Source organism: Halococcus morrhuae DSM 1307 (assembly GCF_000336695.1).
In the GTDB taxonomy this organism is placed as follows: Archaea; Halobacteriota; Halobacteria; order Halobacteriales; family Halococcaceae; genus Halococcus; species Halococcus morrhuae.
This window is the reverse complement of the sequence record NZ_AOMC01000085.1, coordinates 25,234-42,818: the sequence shown is the minus strand read 5'-3', so window position 1 is coordinate 42,818 and position 17,585 is coordinate 25,234. Positions and strand designations below refer to the sequence as shown.

At 60.3% G+C, this 17,585-nt stretch carries 21 protein-coding genes and 1 pseudogene; 10 read left to right on the top strand and 12 right to left on the bottom strand.

The window, feature by feature from the left end:
• Positions 1–215: 215 nt before the first annotated feature.
• From C448_RS17190 to C448_RS05755, 7 genes are all read left to right on the top strand, one after another.
• Positions 216–479, top strand: a complete 264-nt coding sequence (locus C448_RS17190; protein WP_004052657.1) for a DUF7521 family protein — start codon at positions 216–218, stop codon at positions 477–479.
• Positions 476–1,225, top strand: coding sequence for a DsbA family protein (locus tag C448_RS05780; protein ID WP_239640533.1), 750 nt, complete (start codon positions 476–478; stop codon positions 1,223–1,225). The genes C448_RS17190 and C448_RS05780 overlap by 4 nt, the downstream gene beginning before the upstream one ends.
• Positions 1,218–1,790 carry a hypothetical protein gene (locus C448_RS05775; protein WP_004052653.1) on the top strand — a complete coding sequence of 191 codons (573 nt, stop codon included), beginning with the start codon at positions 1,218–1,220 and terminating at the stop codon, positions 1,788–1,790. The genes C448_RS05780 and C448_RS05775 overlap by 8 nt, the downstream gene beginning before the upstream one ends.
• 1 nt (position 1,791) lies before the next feature.
• On the top strand, positions 1,792–2,736 hold the full coding sequence (locus C448_RS05770; RefSeq protein ID WP_004052651.1) for a cytochrome c biogenesis CcdA family protein: 945 nt from the start codon (positions 1,792–1,794) through the stop codon (positions 2,734–2,736).
• A 417-nt stretch (positions 2,737–3,153) separates the two neighbouring features.
• The gene (locus tag C448_RS05765) at positions 3,154–3,552 is read left to right on the top strand and encodes a cytochrome c maturation protein CcmE domain-containing protein (RefSeq protein WP_004052649.1); all 399 of its coding nucleotides are present in this window, start codon (positions 3,154–3,156) and stop codon (positions 3,550–3,552) included.
• The gene (locus C448_RS05760; protein ID WP_004052647.1) at positions 3,549–4,274 is read left to right on the top strand and encodes an ABC transporter ATP-binding protein; all 726 of its coding nucleotides are present in this window, start codon (positions 3,549–3,551) and stop codon (positions 4,272–4,274) included. Before C448_RS05765 ends, C448_RS05760 begins: the two co-directional genes overlap by 4 nt.
• Before the next feature lie 6 nt (positions 4,275–4,280).
• Positions 4,281–4,961: a heme exporter protein CcmB gene (locus tag C448_RS05755; protein ID WP_338034749.1), complete on the top strand. Its 681-nt coding sequence runs from the start codon at positions 4,281–4,283 to the stop codon at positions 4,959–4,961.
• Here the strand turns inward: C448_RS05755 and C448_RS15435 are convergent, their stop codons facing one another.
• The 4 genes from C448_RS15435 to C448_RS05740 all read right to left on the bottom strand — a co-directional run bounded on the left by C448_RS15435 (position 4,962) and on the right by C448_RS05740 (position 7,962).
• A complete protein-coding gene (locus tag C448_RS15435; protein ID WP_079977575.1) occupies positions 4,962–5,078 on the bottom strand; it encodes a CcmD family protein in 117 nt (38 codons plus the stop codon).
• Positions 5,079–5,084: 6 nt separating this feature from the next.
• Positions 5,085–5,753 carry a cytochrome c biogenesis protein gene (locus tag C448_RS05750; RefSeq protein ID WP_049916093.1) on the bottom strand — a complete coding sequence of 223 codons (669 nt, stop codon included), beginning with the start codon at positions 5,751–5,753 and terminating at the stop codon, positions 5,085–5,087.
• 110 nt (positions 5,754–5,863) lie between these two features.
• Entirely contained in the window at positions 5,864–6,550 is a 687-nt protein-coding gene (locus C448_RS05745; RefSeq protein WP_004052642.1) for a cytochrome c biogenesis CcdA family protein, read from the bottom strand.
• Positions 6,550–7,962 (bottom strand): c-type cytochrome, encoded by a 1,413-nt coding sequence (locus C448_RS05740; protein WP_239640530.1) that lies wholly within the window; start codon positions 7,960–7,962, stop codon positions 6,550–6,552. Before C448_RS05740 ends, C448_RS05745 begins: the two co-directional genes overlap by 1 nt.
• Positions 7,963–8,176: 214 nt before the next feature.
• Here C448_RS05740 and C448_RS05735 point away from each other — a divergent pair, with 214 nt between their 5' ends.
• The 3 genes from C448_RS05735 to C448_RS05725 are packed head-to-tail and all read left to right on the top strand — an operon-like array spanning position 8,177 to position 12,250.
• Positions 8,177–8,647, top strand: a complete 471-nt coding sequence (locus C448_RS05735; RefSeq protein WP_004052637.1) for a thioredoxin family protein — start codon at positions 8,177–8,179, stop codon at positions 8,645–8,647.
• Positions 8,644–11,037 (top strand): cytochrome c biogenesis protein CcsA, encoded by a 2,394-nt coding sequence (gene ccsA, locus C448_RS05730; RefSeq protein WP_004052635.1) that lies wholly within the window; start codon positions 8,644–8,646, stop codon positions 11,035–11,037. The genes C448_RS05735 and ccsA overlap by 4 nt, the downstream gene beginning before the upstream one ends.
• A gap of 1 nt (position 11,038) precedes the next feature.
• Entirely contained in the window at positions 11,039–12,250 is a 1,212-nt protein-coding gene (locus C448_RS05725; RefSeq protein WP_004052633.1) for a carboxypeptidase-like regulatory domain-containing protein, read from the top strand.
• Positions 12,251–12,351: 101 nt separating this feature from the next.
• On the opposite strand, the pseudogene C448_RS05720 reads toward C448_RS05725, so the two are convergent.
• The 8 genes and pseudogenes from C448_RS05720 to C448_RS05685 all read right to left on the bottom strand — a co-directional run bounded on the left by C448_RS05720 (position 12,352) and on the right by C448_RS05685 (position 17,430).
• Positions 12,352–13,388 (bottom strand): annotated as a pseudogene (locus tag C448_RS05720) (NAD(P)/FAD-dependent oxidoreductase).
• Positions 13,389–13,748, bottom strand: a complete 360-nt coding sequence (gene trxA / locus C448_RS05715) for a thioredoxin (RefSeq protein WP_004052629.1) — start codon at positions 13,746–13,748, stop codon at positions 13,389–13,391. It lies immediately after the preceding pseudogene.
• 112 nt (positions 13,749–13,860) lie between these two features.
• Complete coding sequence (locus tag C448_RS05710; RefSeq protein ID WP_004052627.1) at positions 13,861–15,099, bottom strand: M20 family metallopeptidase; 1,239 nt, start codon at positions 15,097–15,099, stop codon at positions 13,861–13,863.
• A gap of 12 nt (positions 15,100–15,111) precedes the next feature.
• A complete protein-coding gene (locus C448_RS05705; protein ID WP_004052625.1) occupies positions 15,112–15,672 on the bottom strand; it encodes a class I SAM-dependent methyltransferase in 561 nt (186 codons plus the stop codon).
• A 2-nt stretch (positions 15,673–15,674) separates the two neighbouring features.
• On the bottom strand, positions 15,675–16,115 hold the full coding sequence (locus C448_RS05700) for a DUF302 domain-containing protein (RefSeq protein ID WP_004052622.1): 441 nt from the start codon (positions 16,113–16,115) through the stop codon (positions 15,675–15,677).
• A gap of 52 nt (positions 16,116–16,167) precedes the next feature.
• The gene (locus C448_RS05695; RefSeq protein WP_004052619.1) at positions 16,168–16,497 is read right to left on the bottom strand and encodes a YdhR family protein; all 330 of its coding nucleotides are present in this window, start codon (positions 16,495–16,497) and stop codon (positions 16,168–16,170) included.
• 50 nt (positions 16,498–16,547) lie between these two features.
• Complete coding sequence (locus C448_RS05690; protein WP_004052617.1) at positions 16,548–17,120, bottom strand: DsrE/DsrF/DrsH-like family protein; 573 nt, start codon at positions 17,118–17,120, stop codon at positions 16,548–16,550.
• Positions 17,121–17,172: 52 nt separating this feature from the next.
• Positions 17,173–17,430 carry a sulfurtransferase TusA family protein gene (locus C448_RS05685; RefSeq protein ID WP_004052615.1) on the bottom strand — a complete coding sequence of 86 codons (258 nt, stop codon included), beginning with the start codon at positions 17,428–17,430 and terminating at the stop codon, positions 17,173–17,175.
• Between the last annotated feature and the right edge of the window lie 155 nt (positions 17,431–17,585).

The following is a 17,585-nucleotide window of genomic DNA, read 5'->3' as shown; positions in this document are numbered from 1 at the left end:
GAGATCGCGTTGATGTGTGCGGTGTACAACATTAAGGAGGCCGCAAAACAGGAAATTCCACTTCCGTCATGCGATTAAACACGGCCGTATCAAGCGACTGTCGAAAACATCAACGTCGAATTTGACGCCGGAACCGTGAACGTCTCCGTTTCGAGGCGGTCCGATCCGGCCGACCAGTTCGCTCAGATCTGGGATGGAATTCGGGAGTCGGATCAATGAACGTGATTTTGGTCGGCGGGAAACTTCTCGTCGTTGTCCTCGGGTTGCTTATTGCCTATCAAGGCTATCGGGCATATCGGCGACATCAGAGTCGTCCGATGTTGTTCACGTCGGTCGGCTTCCTGTTTCTCAGTCTCGGGAGTGCGATCGACTGCTCGCTTCTAGCCCAGTTGAACCTCAAATCTTCTCTCTCTGGATTGATTCAGACCTGTGTATTAACCACTGGAATGATATTTGTCTTGCTCTCGATCTATCGTTGACCACAGACTACAAGATGGACGATTCAAAACTCACACGACGGACGGTACTCGGTGGAATCGCGACGGTCGGGATTGGCGGCGGTGTCGTCTATGGGGCCTCCACGCTCGGGTCTGACACTTCGTCGACTGTCTCAGCTGAGATGCACGCGGCGACCGGCACGGGTGCATTCGATATCGAACTCGCGGGCCATCCAGTCATGGGCGCGCTCGATGCACCGGTCAGCATGTACTACTGGAGCGAGTATCAGTGCCCGTTCTGTGCCCGATTCGAATCCCAAACGCTCCCCACGATCATCAAAAATTTCGTCAAGTCTGGTGATGTGCGGATGATCTTTATCGAATTTCCGTACCTCGGCAAGGACTCGATGACCGCCGCTGTGATGAACCAGTGTGTCTGGCGGCAGGTGAAAAAATCGAATCCGGACGCCTACTGGCGGTGGCACTCGGCGGTCTTCGAAGCGCAGGGCAAGGAAAATTCCGGGTGGGCCTCGAAATCAAATTTGCTCGACATCATCCGGGACGTCGACGGCGTATCGGCTGACGGCGTCGAGGGGTGCATGAACGAAAATCGCAAATCGATCGAGAAATCGATCGAGAGCGACAGCCAGCGGGCACGCAAGCTCGGTATGAGAGGTACCCCCGGATTTATTCTCTACAATCGCCAGTCGGAAAAGGCAGGAAAGATCGTCGGCGCACAGCCGTATGACCGATTTAAATCCGCAATCAAACAGGCGAAAAATGCATGATGAAGCCTCGAAATCGGACGACGGGACTGGTAGCGTGAGCTTCGAGCGCTCGACCCGGGCTGGAGCCGATCTCGCGGCGGCGCTTTCGTTCCCGCTGACGACAAATCGTCGTGCGCTCGGCGCGGCAGCGCTCTCGGTGGTGACGTACGTCGGGCTCATCTTGAGTTCCTTCCCGGGGTATTCGGCCCAGATGCTCGGGGCCGACCTCGGTTACATCGACAACGCGGTACTCGCGCTGACGGCGAACACGTACGCTTCGATCGGCCCGTTCGGACTGGGACTGATCGTTGCATATGCGGTGCTCACGGGCGTTGCGCTGACGAACGTGGCGACACAGCTCCGCACGCAAGACATCTCAGGCGTTCGGGACCTCCTCGGCGTCGTTCCGGGACTGCTCGCTTCGGGCTGTGCGAGCTGTGGCGCGGGCGTGCTCGGGCTGTTGGGGTTTGCCGGCGCACTCGCCGCGATGCCGTTCGACGGCAACCTCCTCCGACTGGGCGGGATCGTCCTGCTGCTCTTCTTCCTCGCACGTTCGGGCGACCCACGGAGCTGTCGGGTGAACTGACGTGGTCACGATCGACCAGCCGTCGCTGTTGACCGCCGCCTATGCTGCGGGCGTGTTGATGTTTTTCGCGCCGTGCAGCGTCGGCCTCCTGCCCGCGTATCTGACCTACTACTTCACCCACGACAACGGATCGCCCGCCTCCGCGACCCGCACCGCGAGCAGTGACTCGACGAGCTTCGCGCGACAGCTGCTGCTCGCGAACGGCGTCCTGCTCTTCCTCGCCGGGGCGATCCCGCTGTTCTACATGGCGACGGCGGGGATCCGTCTGCTGTTGCCTGGCTACGAGATCGTCGTCCCGCTGGCGAAACTCGGCACCGGCAGCTATCTCCCGCCGGTGGCGGCGGTGTTCGTCGGCACGGGACTGTCGGTCGCCGCGACCGGTCGCCGCGGCGCGATCCGTGGGCTCCGCATCGGCGGGATCGCCACCCTCGGCATCGTCCTGCTATACTTGCTCGTCGGCGGGATCGTGCTCGTCGTCGGCCAGTGGGTACGCCCGTATCTCACGTCGCTCCAGCTGCTCGTCGGCCCGTTGCTCGTCGCCCTCGGCATCGCCTACTACTACGGTATCTCGCCGTTGCAGGCCATCGAACTCCCCGAGCGCGGCGAGGTATCCGACTCGGAGTTCTTCACCTTTGGCCTGCTCTACGGTGTCGGAAGCCTCGCCTGCAACCTCCCGGTGTTCCTCGGCGTCGTGCTCTCGTCGTTTTTCACGGGGAGTTTCCTCTCGGGACTGGCGGTCTTCGCTGCCTTCGCCGCCGGGATGGGCACGCTGATGATCGGTCTGAGTGTTGTCGCGAGTCTCACCGAGGGATCGCTCTCGCTCGGGCGCTACGCCGCCCCGGTCCGGTCGGTCGGCAGTGCTGCGTTCGTACTCATCGGACTGTACGTGACGTGGTACACGCTCCGCTCTCTCGGCCATCTATCAGCCGGTGAAATCATTGGATAGTTCAGCACGAACCGACGAAACCATCACCGCTCACAGGAGCGGTCCATCCGGTACCGGACTACAAGACCTATCACTCCAACTGTTAGTGCTGTCACCAGTATCTGAACAAGACCGCCGCCGACGGCCGCTGTCGCCCCGCTGGCAGCCGTCACCCCACTGGCGACGCTTACGGTGGGAGCCACGATACAGCAGAGACTACCAACACCCGCCAGTCCGAGTACCGACCACCGTGGCCCAGCATCGTCACTTGACATATCGTCCACGTCCGAATGGTCCATTTCCTACCAGTTTGCGCGGTTGCGGAATGTATCTTTGGTTGTGCTAATTGAGGAAATATTGGTCTTGACGTCCACTAATCACTGACCTCGGCACAGTAAGCGGTTGCAGCGACCGTTTCAAGACCTGACCGACACAGTAATGGGTATCGTCTACCAATCGCTCTCAGTGCGTCGGAAGGCAAAACTCCTCGTGACGGTCGTGGGTATTCTCGTTCTGCTGGGGGTTCTCGGAGCGACTACCATCTCTGCCTCGACAGAATTTGTCACACCGACGAACGTTTCGGCCGAGCACAGCGGCGAGTGGGTCAACCTCGAAGGCAGAGTGGCTGACCTCGAAACGACTGGGCAACGAACCACGTTCAACGTAACCGAAGACAACCAATCTGTGCCTGTCACCCACGAGGGGACGCTTCCCGACACGATGCAGGAGGGCCGCATCGTCGTGGCGAAAGGACTGTACGAAGATGGACGACTTGAGGCGAGCCAACTGTCAGTACGTGCCCACGAAGGCTCCGAACGGCCGGCAAGCACCGAATGAACGACAACGGCTCCACGACGCCGCCACTCCGGGCCGACCGGCTCGAAAAGTCTTATGGCTATTTCAGAGCGGTCGACGATGTCTCCTTCACTATCGATCGAGCCAGTACCGTCGGACTGTTCGGTCCTAACGGTGCAGGAAAGACCACTCTTCTCCGGATGCTCGCGGGCATTGTCGAACCGACGCGCGGACGGGTGCTCCTCAATGGTGTCGAGCGCACGACCGACTCACACGGTAGCGTCGGCGTCCTTACCCACGATTCAATGCTCTATGATGCACTTACCGCCCGCGAGAACCTCCGCTTTCACGCTCAGCTCCACGGCGTCGAGACCGTGGCTGAACGCTGTGAAACAGTTCTTGACACCGTTGGGCTTTCCCACCGCGCGAGCCATCGGCCTGATGAGTTCTCACACGGGCTTCGCAAGCGGCTATCGCTCGCTCGCGCATTAATTCATGACCCCGACATCCTGCTGCTCGATGAGCCATACGCGGGTCTCGACCGGCGCTCGATCGAGACTCTCTCGGACATCCTCAACGGGTTCGCCGACAGAACCGTAGTGCTTGCAACCCACGACCTCGACAGGGGATTCGAGCGCTGTACCCGCGCGCTCATCATTGCCGACGGACGACTCGAAGCCGACCTTGCCACCGACTCGCTGTCGAGTACGGCGTTCGAACGCACTTACGAACAGGCCATCGGTCTCACCGAGGCGAGGTCCTGATTGTAGATGGCTATGAAAGGATTTCTCGCGGCTACTTATCATGTCATTCGAAAGGACATCGTTGCCGAACTCCGGACGAGACAGTTGACGACGACTGCAACGGTGTTCGGCCTGTTGGTTGTGCTCACGTTCGCCTTTAGCTTCGTCAAGACATTTGCAGACCCACGTATTGTTGGGCGCGGTGCGCTTTGGATCGCCTTTGTCTTCGCTGGCACCGTCGGCGTAAGCGAGACAATGGCCGTCGAGGACGAAAACGACGCGCTCACCGGACTTCTGCTTGCGCCCGTCGACCGCTCGGCGGTCTACATCGGGAAGGTGCTGAGCACCACCATGTTCGTTCTCGCCGTCGATCTCGTCACCCTCGGTGCGGCAGTCGTCCTGCTCGGCTATCCGATCGCCGCGACGATGGTGCTCCCGCTCGTCGGAGTGCTCGCGGTCGCGGCGTTCGGTTTTTCGGCCGTCGGTGTCGTGGTCGCGACGCTGACCGTGCGCTCTGGTCTCGGCCAACTTGCTATTCCCATCCTGCTCGTTCCGCTGGTTGTTCCAGTGCTGCTCTCGGGCGTTGAACTCACCGCCGCGCTCGCAAGCGGCGCACCGACAGGGGGGTGGCTCCGAGTGCTGGCTGCCTACGCCGGCATCCTCTTTCTCGCGGGGCTTGCGACCTTTGAGTTCGTCGTCGAAGAATGATTATCGGGTATCTTCGAGCCGGCGTTCGAGTCGGGTAATGCGCCGCTGCAAGTAGAGCACGTAGCCGAAAAAGGCAACGAACAGTGCGGTATATCCCGCAAGCAGCAGTGGTTCCATCCGTTGTTACCGCCTCGTCGCGTTGCGGACAAGTACCTTGTCTTCGAGCTCGTGGAGGTGAATTCGCAGGCCGAGCAGATAGATGTAGAGGAGGGTGGCCGCAACGAGTGAGACGACTAGCGTCAGAGGATCGATGTTCGCGCTGACAGTCGGATTGCCGAGCGTCGTCTCGTGGAAGGTGGGCGTCCAGAGTCTGGTCGAGGCGTAGGAAATGGGCACCGTCACGAAGCCGACAACCCCATAGACTGCCGCGTACCGCTCGTCGCCCTCGCGGTCGACCACCGAATACACGACGAGATAGCCGGCGTAAATGAACCAGACCACCAGAAAGGTGACAAGACGCACGTCGGTCCACTCCCACCACGAGTTCCAGATGACCTTCCCCCACGTGCTGCCGAAGATCAGCGTGAGCGTTGCGAGGAGGAAGCCGAGTTCGCCGGCGCTGTGGGCGAGGCGACTCCAGAAGCGACCCCGATAGCGCAAAAAGAGCGCACTCCCAACGAACGTCGTGGCGAGCGCGACCGAGGCGATCCACGCCAGCGCGATGTGCCAGTACGCGAGTAGGTTTCCGCTGTTCTCGACGCCATACATCGTCTCCGAGGCGACACCGAACACCAACAGCATCGATGCGATGCCGAAGCCGAGCGTACCCCACTTGACGAGGCGGCTGTCCATCACACGGTGGAGTACGCTCACGACGCGCGCCACGACATAGCTGAACCGCCGGTTGCTCGTTCGTCCCCGCTCTCCCCCGCCTTTCGAATCTGATTGGTTCGTATCCATGATCACACCCATTCGACAACCGATGCGAGCGCGAGTCTGTCGATATCGAAGAGAATCGCCACCCCCAACAGCACAAACGCATAGCCCGTTATCGTCCGGAAGCGCTCGCTGGAGGCTCCTGCAGTCACGTCAAGCAACCACCGTATGCTCCCCTGTCCAACGTACGCGACGACCAACAGCGGAATCGAGAACCCGACGCCGTAGACGAACAGCAACACTGTCCCCTGACCGACGGTCGCCATCGCACCCACGTAGGCGAGCACGCCGCCGAGGATGGGACCCACACACGGCAGCCAGATGGCTCCGAGGAAAACGCCCACGAGCAGACCGTTGCCGACCGGGTGACGCTGCTCGTCGATACGGCCGCTGATAGCCGTCGCCCGTCCGGTGAGCCGGGAGCTGTATTTCGAGTAGAGTTCGTTTACGTCGTCATCGGCCATCACGACGCCGAAGGCGAGCATGCCGATTGCAAACGGCGCGCGGATGGTATCGGGGGTCACTGACCCGAGCAGACCGGTGAGCACGCCGAGGATTGTGAATGTTACCGTACTTCCCGTTACGATGGCGACCGGACGCAGCGGATGGCCGTTCGCGCCGACAACAAGAACTGGAATCATCGGCAGACAGCACGGCGTCAGAATCGTCACCACGCCCGCGAGAAACACCGCAGCGACCGTCGGATCGTCCATCACGTGGCCGTCGCTCGCCGTGTCTCGCTCGCTACCCGTCCGCGAGATTCGCGCTCGGCACCGTCGCCGTTCATCGCGGACGCCATCGTGTCTCGAATTGCTGCCGTGGCGTTTGACGAAGCGTTGCCGTCCGTCGTCGTGTTGGCTGTACCAGTTGTCGATGCGTTTGAGGTGGCCGATCCATTCGTGGCATTGGCGGTCATGTTCGCTGTTGCGTTCCCGGTGGGCAGAATCCACGTCGTCTGCCACGAGCCGTTGGCCGATTCGTTCCGGAGCGGCTTATCGTAGCGCTTGACGTTGTTCGGGATGTCGCTCTGGTTGAGCGACTCGGAGCCGATAGGAACCCCTGCGAGCATGAGCTTCTTCGTCATCGGGTTCATGTCGTAGCCGAGTCGTTGCTGGGTCCGGTTGTAGTAGATGCCCTCGTCCGGCGACCCACTCGCCTTCCAGTCTTTTGGCTGGCGCGGCAGATGGGGGCGCTTATGAGCATTCACGAACCCAGCGACGTCCTGAACGTCCTGCCAGTCGGTGAACGTGTGCGCTGAGCCGTACGGCATCGCCTCGCGGATGAAGCCGGCGGAGGTGTACAGACGACCCATCCCCGCCCCATCGTTGTAGGATTCGGGACCCCACAGTGGCGGGTACTGGCCTTCCGTACCTTGTCCATCGGCACCGTGGCATGATGCACAGTTCTGGAGATATAGGTCCGCCCCACGGACGGGGTTGACCTTCGAGACGTTTGTCTCGTTTTTGCCCTCGGGCTTTTCGATGTGTCGCCAGTACGGAACACGACCGCTTGGCGTTCCCTTGTTGAGCCAGACGAGATACGACTCCATTGCCTGGATCTCACGACTATCGTAGGCTGGGACGCCCTCGGTGGAGTTTGGCGCGTTCATGCTCCGGAGGAAACAACCCTGAATGCGCTGGCGCATGTCGCGCATCCGCTCGGTTCGGCCCGTCCATTCGGGGTAGCCCGCAGCGGTCCCAACTAGCGGAATTAGGTCGATGTCTTGGCCGACCATTCCGTTGACCGTCGGTAGGTCACCACCGCCGTGACAGTTCGCACACGAGAGGTCGTTGCCGACGTGTTCGGGTGCCTCTGCGGAGGTGTTGGCGAACAGCTCGCGCCCTCGTTTGACGAGTTCTCGCCGGTTTTCGTCTTCAGGAAGCGTCGAGTTATTCATCTGTTTCGGGACGAACTGGATCTCGTCGCCTGCCGTCTCGTTTTTGTACCGCATCCCCTGGTCGCGCAGATCTTCACTATACCACTTCTCACCACTCCAGTTGCCCGGGAGTTTCGTGATGTCTCCACCACCGCTCTCGGCGCTTCCGATGCCACCGCCGCCGAGGAATGCCAGCAGACCGTTGGCCGCAAGAGCGATGACTAGCGCGCCGATGATTGCTCCGATCACCAATAGCGTGGGCTTGAGCAAAAGGGTCGAATCACCGTTACTCATTTCTTTGCCTCAGTAGTGTTCGATCGTGTTCCATGACTTGTTTCCTACTATCAGGGGCTGATATCCCCCGTTCGAAGCCCTTTTTAATAAATGTGTGCACTTTCCTCATTTCTCAACAACACAAAGCGCACACGTTTTGTTGGTCGGTGCCAAACCCGACCAATAATCGATGCGTCCACGGAAGCTACTGACGTTCGTCTTTATCGCGCTTCTTCTGAGCATTGGCTATCTGTCGATGAACGCTGCACCCGTGCTGAGTGACGAGAACTTCTCCTACCACGGCGATACCGCATGGCGGACTGACTTTTCGGAGGCGAAGGAAATCGCAAACGAACAACACACCCCCATCGTCCTCTATTTCTGGACGACGTGGTGTACCTACTGCGAAGATTACAACGAGAACGTATATCCAAACGAAACGGTGCAAAATCGACTCGATGACTTCGTGAAAGTAGCAGTAAATCTCGACGGCGATTCGTCGCTTCAGCAACGATACAACGTCAACTTCCCGCCCCAGCACGTCATCATCACCCCGGATGGAGAGGAGCTCGTACGTATCACAGGCTATGCCGATCGTGAGGACTTCCTCAGCTACCTCGAAACGGCAAATAAGCGTGCCAACGGGACTGAGAGCGCATGAATCTCGGCACGGCTCTGCTCGCCCTTGCTTTTCTCGCGCTCACCAGTAGTACCCTCATCCTCTCGCGGGCATATCTCGCCGACGACGAACACTACCTCGGCTACACCACACCGCTGGTCGGTATCGGTGCCACGCTATTGGTGAGCGCGCTCGTCCAACTCACCTACCAGTTCGTCGTCACCGACTACTCGAACGCCTACGTCTGGCAGAACACCGCCGATTATCTCCCCATTCTCTATCGCATCACCGGCGTCTACGCCGCCAACAAAGGGTCGGTGCTGCTATGGGCGACCATCGTCGCCATCGTCGCACTCGTCGCCATCGCCGCTCGGGGCGTCCCCGACCGTCACACCCGATTGGTGTATGCTCTCACGACCGGCGTCGTAGCCTACTTCACCGCGATGCTCCTGTTCGACAGCCCCTTTGCACCCACCCGCGGCGAGTTCCCGAACGCACCACCCGGATTCGTTCCCGCGAGCGGGCAGGGCCTCAACGCGCTGCTGGTCGACCCGTACATGGCCATCCCCCCGCCAGTGATGTTCACCGCCTACGCGCTGCTCACGATGCCATTTGCTATCGGGGCGGCCCACTTCGTCTCCATACTCCGCGGCGATGGAGGACTGTTCGCGGCGTGGCAGGGCACGCTCACCCGTTGGCTCCGACTCGGCTGGCTCTTTCTCACCGGGGCGGTCGCCCTCGGCGGTTTCTGGTCGTACACGGTGCTCGGCTGGGGCGGTATTTGGGCGTGGGACCCCGTCGAGACAGCCATCCTAATTCCGTGGCTGTTTCTCACAGGAACGCTTCACGCCGTCACCAATTACCGCCCTGGCAAGCGCTATACCATCCTCGCGCCCGCGATGACCGCGACGGTGTTCGCGCTGGCCATCTACACCACCACCATCGTCCGTAGTGGCGTCTTCCGCAGCGTCCACTCCTTTGCCGACGGCGGCATCGGCATCGCCTTCCTCTTGTTGATGGCTGTGACAGCTATTTTAGGTGTGGGTCTCCCACTTGGCTACTGGGCCTGGAAGAACGATGACGCCGGACTCACCGATGGAAAGCTCCTCACGCGCTCGAATCTGCTCCACCTCGCCGTCTTGCTGTTCGGCCTGCTCACGTTCGTCTCGCTGTGGGGACTCTCCTTCCCCGTCCTCAGAAACGCCATCACCGGTCTCGAAGTCGCCGTTGAGCCACGCTACTACAACCTCTGGAGCTACCCGCTCGTGCTCTCCGTCCTTCTCCTGTTGGGCTTCTACATGGACTTCGACGTGGAGGGCCGCCGCCGGAGCCTCGTTGGACTTGGCGTCTTTGCGGCTGCGACATTGCTCGCCGCTTTCATCGCTCCCTCCGCAACGTGGCAACTATCGAATCCACGCCCGACCGATGCGTTCGTCTATCGAATCATCGGGAGCGCAAGTGTACTCTCAGTGCTGCCGCCGGTCGCCTACGTGATTCTCGCCATGCTCAAGCGGGGTCTCGTCCGCATCCCGGCGGCCGTCACCCGGAACGCGAAGTTGAAGGAATCGGGCATCATGCTGATTCACGTCGCGGCAGCGCTACTCGTGCTCTCGCTTCCCTTCATGTATCTGTTCGGTGGACAGGCATCGGTGATGGCGGCCACCGGACAGGGGAACATCGATTCCTCAACCCAGCAGGTCCCCGGCTCGGAGTATTCGATTCGTGTGCTCAATAACACGACCAACGAGTTCCCCCAGGACCCCGATCTCTCGGACTACGCGCTCACCGCCGAGCAAGTCACCGCTCGCGGCGACACGCTCAACGGCTCGGTACAGACGCTGTACGGCAACGTGACGGCCGTCCGGAACGGTCCACAGGCGACGGTCGCCCAGCTTGACGGCTCACCCATCTGGGTTGGACTCGTCGACCGAAACGGGACGAACGTCTCGATCCAGCCTGGCCAGTCCATCGCGGCGCGCGGGCAGTTGCTCTGGGGATTCGTCCCCCAGACTGACGCCGTGTTGCTCACTGGTCCCCAGACCATCGGCCCGGCGGCTGACCCACCCGAGAGTGTCGAGCCGACCCGCGTCATCGCTCGCGGTACGGCGGTCGCGGTCTACGAGGACGGCGACCTGCTCACTAGTGGCGTCGTCGGCCAGCGCGAGTACGTCCGGCAAGGGGGATTGCAGGTCCGCGACGTGCTCATCGACCGCGGTCTCGTCAGCGACACCTACGTGATAGCCGGCGTCAGCGACGGCACGGCCTCCATCACGATCAAACGAATTCCGATGATGACGCTCCTGCGAGTCAGTCTCGTTCTCCTCCTATTGGGGATGGGACTTGTCCTCGTCTTCGACCCAAGACACGGACTCGTCAAGTGGACGACCGCCGCACGCTCACAATCTAGTACCGATATGGAGACCACAGACTAAGATGAACACTCGACTTACACTCGCCATACTGCTTTGCTGCCTCGTCGTCATCCCAACGACTGCCGCAGCAGCCGATATTTCGGGCACCGTCACGACCGACAATGGGACTGCAGACGGCGCAAACGTAACCATCGCCGCGGTCTCGGAGAACTTCACCGCCGTCGGCGACCCCGTGACGACGACTGTCTCTGAGTCGTCCTTTGCTGCGGAGGTGCCTGACGCGCCGGTCCACATCGTCCGCGTAGCGACGGGCGGGGGAACCCACCATGCAGTACTCCGGGAGACAAACTCGACGACTATCGCACTCAATGCGGCCATCACGGGCCGTGTCTTGGATGACGGCAGCGAGGGCCGAGCGAACACGACCGTCGAGCTGGTGGATGCGAGTGGCTTCGCGGTCGACAGCACGCTGACGGGCGACAACGGCACGTTCGCGTTCGACCCGGTCGAATCGAACGAGAGCTATCGACTTCGCGTCTCGGCCGACGGGATTCCGTATCAAGAGACCGTGAATACGACCGTTGGCGAACAGAACGTGACCGTGGCGACACCTGCGCCGACCGACGATCCATCCGCCCTCTCGGTTGCGAACCGCAGTCCGGCCGGCCACGTCCTACAGGTACTCGCACCGCAAAACGAATCGGGCGTGCCAAGCGTCGTCGAGACGATCTCGCTACACAATACGGGCGAACGGCCGTTCGTTGGCAACGTCACCATCGACGTACCAGCCGACGCCCAGCCGTACTCCGGGATGGTTGCGGGCGAGCGTGCCCAGTACCGCCGAACCGAGGGTGGCGTCCGGCTCAACCTCACGGTGCCCGCAAACGGCACCACGCAGGCCGGCGTGGCTTACGACCTCCAAAACGAAAGCTTCGTGAAGACGCTTCGGCGGAACGCGACGCGGCTGGCGGTCGTCATGCAGGACTACAATGTCTCGGCAGTTGCACATTCGGAAAACCTCCGAGTTGGCAACGCCTCGATTTCGCTCCTCACCAACGACGAGCCACTCCGAGCCAATGACACAATCAGTGTGAACGTCTCCGGCGCGCGGGCCGAAGGTCCGCATATGGACCTCGGAACGCCCAGCACGGCGAGCGCGAACGCGTCGGCACCCTCCGAGAGCAGTTCGCTCACGCCGTTCCCCACAGTGCCGATCTTCGGCGGGCTGGCAGCCGTCGTCGTGAGCGGACTGGTCGCCTACCGGGTTTTCTGATAGTCACGGATTCAGTTGGGCTGTATTAAACCATCCTCGGCCGTTGCTCGGTACCACGTTCCCATCCCACGTCTCGAAAAGCAGTCAGTCAGCGAGAGGTGCTAAGCTTGAGCTGACACCGAAGCGTCGACCGTTGCCCGGTCGGCGCTCTCGACTGTTTCGACGTACGCTTCGGCATCGAGTGCAGCCATGCTACCGGTTCCGGCTGCCGTAACCGCCTGTCGATAGCGCGGATCGGCAACGTCACCGGCGGCAAAGACACCCTCAACTGTCGTCCGGGTCGTTATCCGTCCCGTCTCGCGGGTTGGGTCACGACGTATCCCGCCTCATCGCGGTCCACATCGGTATCCTCCAGGAACCCGGTATTCGGCGTGTGGCCAATAGCGTAGAACACGCCACCAACGGCGACCGTTTCCGTCTCGACGTCCCCGTCGTTCGCGGCTCGCTTCGTGGGGTGGCCATCGGGATGGGAGATTAGCGTCGCGCCGGTGACGCCCTCATTCTGTGAGCCGTGGAGTACGTCGAGTTCTGTATTCCACCGGAACTCGATTGCGTCGTGGTCGCGGGCACGCTCGGCCATGATCTCCGAGGCACGGAGTTCGTCGCGTCGGTGAACGACCGTCACTGAATCGGCGAACTTCGCGAGGAAGAGTGCTTCCTCCATGGCGCTGTCACCGCCACCGATGACCAGGACGTCATCGCCACGGTGGAAGGCCCCATCGCAGGTTGCACACGTCGAGAGGCCGTACCCCATCAGTTCGTCCTCGTTGTCGGCACCGACCCAACGAGCACTCGCCCCGGTCGCGACGGTGAGAGCACGCGCTCGAAGGGTTTCACCGGTCGACAGCGAAAGCTGGAGCGGCTGTCCATCGAGATCGGCGTGCTCGATGCGGGCGTGCTCGAACGTGGCACCGAACCGCTCGGCCTGTTCCCGTCCACGCTGAACGAGTTCCATCCCGCCAAGACCATCGGGAAAGCCGAGGTAGTTCTCGACGTCGGTCGTGAGCGTCAGCTGACCGCCGGGCTCGTCGCCTTCGAGCACCAGCGGCTCGAGGTCGGCACGAGCGGCGTAGACCGCCGCCGAGAGTCCGGCAATACCGGAGCCGGCGATGACGAGATCCTGAGTCTTCCTACTCATTCACTCGGTGTACTGCTCGATCTGCGAGCGAAGCTGTTCCTCGGGCTGGACGCCAACGACCTTCTCAACCTGCTCGCCCTCGGCGAACAGAGCGAGCGTCGGGACACCACGGACGCCGTAGGTCTGGGCGAGTTGCTGGTTCGCATCAACATCGACTTTTGTGACGGTGGCGTCGGGTTCAGCGGCGAGCGTTTCGACGATTGGTTCAAGCATCTGGCACGGGCCACACCAGTCGGCGTAGAAGTCCGTGAGGACGACGTCGTTATTAGCGACGATGTTGTCTAGCTCAGCTTTTCCGTCGACATGGATCGGTTTGTTGGCAGCTTCAATACCAGTCTTGGAGGCAGTTTCTGCTGCCATCACTCGCTAGTACGGGCCACAGTAGTTTATAGTTTTGGGGCATGCATACAATACTATATACAGAAAGGCACCAGTTCGATCAGTCGAAAAAATAAGCGAAGAGGAGCGGCTATTATTCAGGCCATGCGGAGGGAAGCCGTGTGTAAACCAACGCGTTTCCGAGGAGTGACTCGACCGTGGTATACTCATCGATGGCGTGGACGGTATCTGTTCCGAGTGCAAACTCGACCGTTGGAATACCGGTGTTCCGGAGCTTCTTCGCGTCGCCACCGCCAGTTCCACTCCGACGATACACACGGGTGTTCGTCACTGATTCGGCAGCTGATGTGACGGCCTCGACGAGCGGACTGTCGGGGGTTTCCGCAGTACCGATGCTCCACGAGACATCAGCTATCGTGATTCCATCACAGTCAGCGACGCAGTCCCGAATATCACCGAGAACGTCAGGTGTCTGGACGCCCGCTGTCAAGCGGATGTCGATCTCCGCCTGAGCAGACTGTGGAACGCTATTGATCGTTTCACCCCCCTGAATGGTCCCGAGGTTGATCGACGGATACCGGAAAAGGGTACGAGCGGATTCTTCACCCAATAGTGGTGCGTAGTAGTCGATTGACTCTTCGACGATCGGCCTGATTGCGGTGTCGATATCCAACTCTCGCGCCCCAAATCTGTCCCGCAACGTTTGAACAGCCGCGTAGAGCCGATCGATCGCATTTTCACCGAGCACTGGCCGTGATCCGTGTGCGGCTTCACCTGCCGCATCGAGCGTCAGCCAGATACTGCCGCGATCAGCAACCGTTACGGAGTAACGGTTCTCCTTACAGGTCGGTTCACCGATCACACAGGCGTCCGCATCAAGCCGGTCGTCACTCAGGAGGGTAGGCAGGCCGGCGTCGCCACCGACCTCTTCATCACTCACAAACGCGAATACGAGGTCAACCGGTGGGGTGGTATCGGTTTTCGCGTAAGCTTGAATCGTGAACAGCATCGCGGCAATGGCACTTTTCATATCGGTCGCCCCTCGACCGTAGATTCGCTCGTCTACCTGCTCTCCGAGCGGATCGTACGACCACTCGTCTTCGTCGAACGGAACCGTATCGAGATGTCCGTCGTATAAGAGTGTCCGATCGCTTTCACCGGGAACGGTGACGAGCAGGTTAGGCTTCACTGGATCAATCGCAATCCGATCGACATCGACTGAAAGCGGTGCAAGTCTCTCTTCGAGGGCATCAACGAGCGCTCGTGTTTCTCCTGGTGGGTTCGACGTGTCGACGTCCAACAGGTCCAGAACGAGATCGATTAACTCCTTACGATGCGCTGAGACGTATTCGGTTGGATGACGGGTCGTCATGGTGTTCGGGGTCTACTCGATCGTAGCGACCAACAGGAACGTCTCCGGGCGGCTAAACTGGTGTTCGATAGCGAATCCGTGGTCACGGAGGGCGTCCGCCGCCGTATCGGCGGAGTATCGTTCATCGAGGGGCGGGCCGTTTTCGCCAGTGCCGGTGGCACTCCAATCACCGATGACGATCCGCCCTGTGGGTGCGAGCACACGGCGGATCTCCGCGAGCGCGTCGTCGCTTGCGAACTCGTGGAAAGTCATCGTCGAGAACGCGGCGTTGATAGTATCGGTCTCGAACGGGAGGTCCTCGACCCCCGTCGTCACGAGCTCGACGTTCCCCGGGACGCCTTTCTCTTCGTAATACTCGTGCATCGCCTCCTGGATATCGACCGCGTACACCTCGCTTGCATGGGGTGCGATATCGTCGGTGAAAAATCCGGTTCCGCTGCCGAGGTCGGCGACGATATCCTCCGAGGAGAGCGCGAGTGCCCACAGCAGTTCCTCGGTCGAGAGGAATCGATAGCGTCGCTCTGGTCGCTCTAACTTGTCGGCTCCGTCGGCGTCGAAGGTGTGATGACCCATCGTTACAGCCTCTCGAACGCTTCGTCGGCGAGTTCGCCGGTGTCAGCGATGATGTCAGCCATCGCCTCGTCGTCCGGAGCCATTCCGACGAGCCGTGCGATCCGCATGATACTCACGTGATACACGGTCTGAACACCGGGTTCTTCCTCCCAGATGACGACGTTACACGGGAACAGGCCACCTAATTGATTCTCCGAGGCGTCAAGCGCGCGGTTCGCCACCGAGGGGTTGCACGCACCCAGCACGTAGTAGGGGTCGCGGTCGGCGTCAACCTTCTCGTTGAGGAGGTCCGACGGTGAGAACTCGGTAGGGATGCCAAAGCCCGCGTCGGTGAACACCGCACGAACGTGTTCGATGGCGTCCTCGTGACTCATCTCTAGTGTAGTTTGCTTCGTGCCGATATCGTCTTCGTCCAGTTGAGTCGGATCAATGGGAAGCGCCATTCGTGTAGAATATTGTACTCATCGCGAAAAACCCTTTCGAGATTCGTTTCGGTCACTCGGGGACTGCTTCGCCAGAGATGACGTCATTTGCGTGTGTGATTTCGCTGAGTCCCGCTCGAATGTCGAACTGTTTGATCTCGACGTTTCGATACCGGTCGTCGTTGCGGAACGTCTCCACATACTCGGAGTTCCGGTATCTCTCAACCGAGTGTTCGTCCTCGAACAGGTAGATCCCACCCTCCTCGTTTCGCTCCTCGTTGAACGGCCAGATTTTCCATCGGAGCCCCGGAAACTCGGCAATCCCTTCGGCGAACTCCGTCATCTCTTCGTCCGAAACCTCGCCAGCGAGTTCAAAATTGACCCAAAGCAGCTGTGCTGCCATACTGGTAATACGGATGCTTGCGCGAAAAATGCCACCAATACGTGGCCGGTTCAGACGAGGAGCTGAATCTCGGCGTCGGCCATACGCTGGAAGGCCGTCGCCGCGCCGACGCCCACCTCGACGCCGTCGTAGAAGTCGGCTTCATTGTAGTCGAGCAGATCGATGGTCATCTGGCATGCCTGGAGTTCGACACCGCTGTCGAGGGAGGTCTCGATAAGATCCTCGACGCTTGCGACATCGTTGTCAGCGATGCGCTTTTCCATCATCTTCGCGGTTGCGCGGTCCATACCCGGCAGTGCGGCGATAACATTTGGAATGGGCATGTTCGGATTGCCGACCGAACTCAGGCCCAGCTCCTGGGAGTGTTCTTCGTGGAGGATTTCGAGACCCCAGAACGTGTGGAAGATCGTCACGTCCCAGCCGAACGCCGCCGCCGTCGAGGCGAGGATGAGCGGCGGATAGGCCATATCGAGGGTACCCTTTGTGGCGATGATGACCATCTGCTGGTTATCCTCGTCGGCCTTGACCTCAGCGAGCTCGGTTTCGAGTTCCTCGATGCGGGCTTCGAGCGCCGCGGCGTCCTCGATCGTCTCACCAGCGGTCGACTGTGTTCCCGTGCTCATCGCTGGCCCTCCATGTAGTGAGTGTTTGAAATTTCGGTGGCAATCGTCCTCATTATTCGGTTTTGCGCACGTAGTGTTTGTAGATGTCTTCGCCGTCCTGGTCGCTTTCGATCTGGTCGACCAGCTCGACCCCCGCCGTCGTGTCGGCCCAGCCTTTGATGTCGCTCATACTGCCGGGATCGGTCGCCAGCACTTCGAGGACCTCATCTGGCTGGAGATCGTCGGTCGCACCCTTGGTCTTGACGACCGGCATCGGACAGTTCTCGCCCTGTACGTCGAGCGTCTCCGCAGCGTCGTGTTTCGTACTCATACTCGTCTTGCCTCTGATGCACAATACAGTACACGGCTCTAAAAGTGTTGTGGATATTGTTCAATGCCAAGATTCAATTTCCGAGTACAGGTGCCTCAATCGTCGATTGGAGAGCGTTCGGCGGGATTAGACTGATTTGGTGTTGTGCAGTAGCC

Coding starts and splice junctions, on each gene's coding strand:
- C448_RS17190 (WP_004052657.1), top strand. CDS start 216: ATGAACGTGATTTTGGTCGGCGGGAAACTTCTCGTCGTTGTCCTCGGG.
- C448_RS05775 (WP_004052653.1), top strand. CDS start 1,218: ATGCATGATGAAGCCTCGAAATCGGACGACGGGACTGGTAGCGTGAGC.
- C448_RS05765 (WP_004052649.1), top strand. CDS start 3,154: ATGGGTATCGTCTACCAATCGCTCTCAGTGCGTCGGAAGGCAAAACTC.
- C448_RS05760 (WP_004052647.1), top strand. CDS start 3,549: ATGAACGACAACGGCTCCACGACGCCGCCACTCCGGGCCGACCGGCTC.
- C448_RS05755 (WP_338034749.1), top strand. CDS start 4,281: ATGGCTATGAAAGGATTTCTCGCGGCTACTTATCATGTCATTCGAAAG.
- C448_RS15435 (WP_079977575.1), bottom strand. CDS start 5,078: ATGGAACCACTGCTGCTTGCGGGATATACCGCACTGTTCGTTGCCTTT.
- C448_RS05750 (WP_049916093.1), bottom strand. CDS start 5,753: ATGGACAGCCGCCTCGTCAAGTGGGGTACGCTCGGCTTCGGCATCGCA.
- C448_RS05745 (WP_004052642.1), bottom strand. CDS start 6,550: ATGGACGATCCGACGGTCGCTGCGGTGTTTCTCGCGGGCGTGGTGACG.
- C448_RS05735 (WP_004052637.1), top strand. CDS start 8,177: ATGCGTCCACGGAAGCTACTGACGTTCGTCTTTATCGCGCTTCTTCTG.
- ccsA (WP_004052635.1), top strand. CDS start 8,644: ATGAATCTCGGCACGGCTCTGCTCGCCCTTGCTTTTCTCGCGCTCACC.
- C448_RS05725 (WP_004052633.1), top strand. CDS start 11,039: ATGAACACTCGACTTACACTCGCCATACTGCTTTGCTGCCTCGTCGTC.
- trxA (WP_004052629.1), bottom strand. CDS start 13,748: ATGGCAGCAGAAACTGCCTCCAAGACTGGTATTGAAGCTGCCAACAAA.
- C448_RS05710 (WP_004052627.1), bottom strand. CDS start 15,099: ATGACGACCCGTCATCCAACCGAATACGTCTCAGCGCATCGTAAGGAG.
- C448_RS05705 (WP_004052625.1), bottom strand. CDS start 15,672: ATGGGTCATCACACCTTCGACGCCGACGGAGCCGACAAGTTAGAGCGA.
- C448_RS05700 (WP_004052622.1), bottom strand. CDS start 16,115: ATGGCGCTTCCCATTGATCCGACTCAACTGGACGAAGACGATATCGGC.
- C448_RS05695 (WP_004052619.1), bottom strand. CDS start 16,497: ATGGCAGCACAGCTGCTTTGGGTCAATTTTGAACTCGCTGGCGAGGTT.
- C448_RS05690 (WP_004052617.1), bottom strand. CDS start 17,120: ATGAGCACGGGAACACAGTCGACCGCTGGTGAGACGATCGAGGACGCC.
- C448_RS05685 (WP_004052615.1), bottom strand. CDS start 17,430: ATGAGTACGAAACACGACGCTGCGGAGACGCTCGACGTACAGGGCGAG.